The 1,653-nt window shown below is 38.4% G+C and carries 1 protein-coding gene and 1 pseudogene; one reads left to right on the top strand and one right to left on the bottom strand.

The genetic code is table 11. The features are described 5' to 3' along the window. Positions 1 to 627: pseudogene (locus ACQR30_RS07900) on the bottom strand (hypothetical protein); the annotation flags it as partial. A gap of 215 nt (positions 628 to 842) precedes the next feature. Between ACQR30_RS07900 and ACQR30_RS07895 the strand changes: the two are divergent. Then, positions 843 to 1,653, top strand: an 811-nt coding sequence (locus ACQR30_RS07895) for a 2-isopropylmalate synthase (RefSeq protein ID WP_429733729.1), incomplete at its 3' end; no start/stop codon positions are given.

Below are 1,653 nucleotides of genomic sequence, written 5' to 3'. Positions count from 1 at the left end.
AAAGAAGAGCTGCACCGCCGTTACGTCCTTCTCATCGCGCGCGTGTCCCATCTTTATATACCAACCATAGAGTTGCAACGCAAGATTCGATAATTGATTTTGTAAACTAATGTGATTGTTGATAAGCAAAACTTCCTGTGAAAGTTCTTCTGCTCTATCGCGAATGCTTCTCGTTACATGTAATAATTCAATCTTCTTTTCCAACTCCAAAGCCAACAAAACTGATGTATTTTGCCCAAAGGATGACGCTAATTGCTTCACCTTATCCAACACTTTGAGGCTTTGGATGTATAAGCCCTTACTGTATAAAATTCTTGCCCAAGCCATTTGTTCATTCAAAGTCATTTCAAGACTACTGTCATCCTTTAGTAAACGCAAAGAAGCGAGTATTTGCTTTACCAGATGCGCTTTCATGTTGGAAAGCTGTTGCTTTTTGATGGCTTTATTTCTCTTCAGCAAAGTCTCTTCATCATATTCGTCCATTTTGTCCAACGCATCAAAAAGTTGCACAATCTTAAGATCTTCGCTACCCGACATTCTCTTAATAAACAATTTGAAATTGCGCTTTTCACTCTTTTCAAGTGACTTAATTAATTGAAATAACTCGTCATTACTTCTATTGGGCATTGTAATATTCGTTTTAGCAAACCCTTATCTGACAAGGATTTAGCGGTTACAAAGCTACGTTTTCCAACGTAAAATATAATACATTTTAATTTGTCGGAAAGGTAAGTACAAAATACATTTGATGGTACAAAGAAAATCGTAACAAAAACTTACATTTGTTTGTTTTAAATTTGTCGTCATAAAAACAAACATTTTTAATAAAACTATTCAATATTATGTCTGAACAAAAGATTCATATTTTCGATACTACATTGCGCGATGGCGAGCAAGTGCCAGGTTGTAAACTTAATAAAGAAGAAAAAGTTAAACTGGCTTTAAAACTCGAAGAGCTGGGTGTAGATATCATTGAAGCGGGGTTTCCGATTTCAAGCCCCGGCGATTTTCAATCGGTGGAAGAAATTTCTAAGGCCGTTAAAAATGTCACCGTTTGTGGTCTTACACGCGCTGTGCAAAAAGATATTGAAGTAGCAGCTGAAGCACTAAAGTATGCAAAACTTCCCAGAATTCACACCGGTATCGGATCTTCCGACAATCATATAAAATACAAATTTAATACGACCCGTGAGCATATTATTGAACGTGCCGAAAAAGCCGTCAGACTTGCGCGCAATTTGGTACCCGATGTTGAGTTTTACGCTGAAGACGCCGGCCGGGCAGATATCGTATTTCTAGCCCAGTTGATTGAAGCCGTCATCGCTGCAGGTGCGACTGTCGTCAATATTCCAGATACCACAGGATTTTGTTTACCTCATCAATATGCGGAAAAAATTGCTTACTTAGTTAACAACGTAAAAGGTATCGAGAAAGCGATTATCTCCTGCCATTGCCACAACGATTTAGGCCTGGCTACAGCTAATTCCCTTGCCGGTGCTATTGCTGGTGCAAGACAAATCGAGTGTACTATCAATGGTTTAGGTGAACGTGCCGGAAATACTTCATTAGAAGAAGTTGCAATGGCTATCAAAAAACATAGTGAACTAGGCTTCTTTACAAATCTTGATAGTACAAAACTACATTCCATCAGTC

The organism is Arachidicoccus sp. (assembly GCF_050436765.1).
Lineage (GTDB): Bacteria > Bacteroidota > Bacteroidia > Chitinophagales > Chitinophagaceae > Arachidicoccus.
Note: the sequence above shows the minus strand (reverse complement) of the source record. Positions and strands in the feature narration are given on the sequence as shown.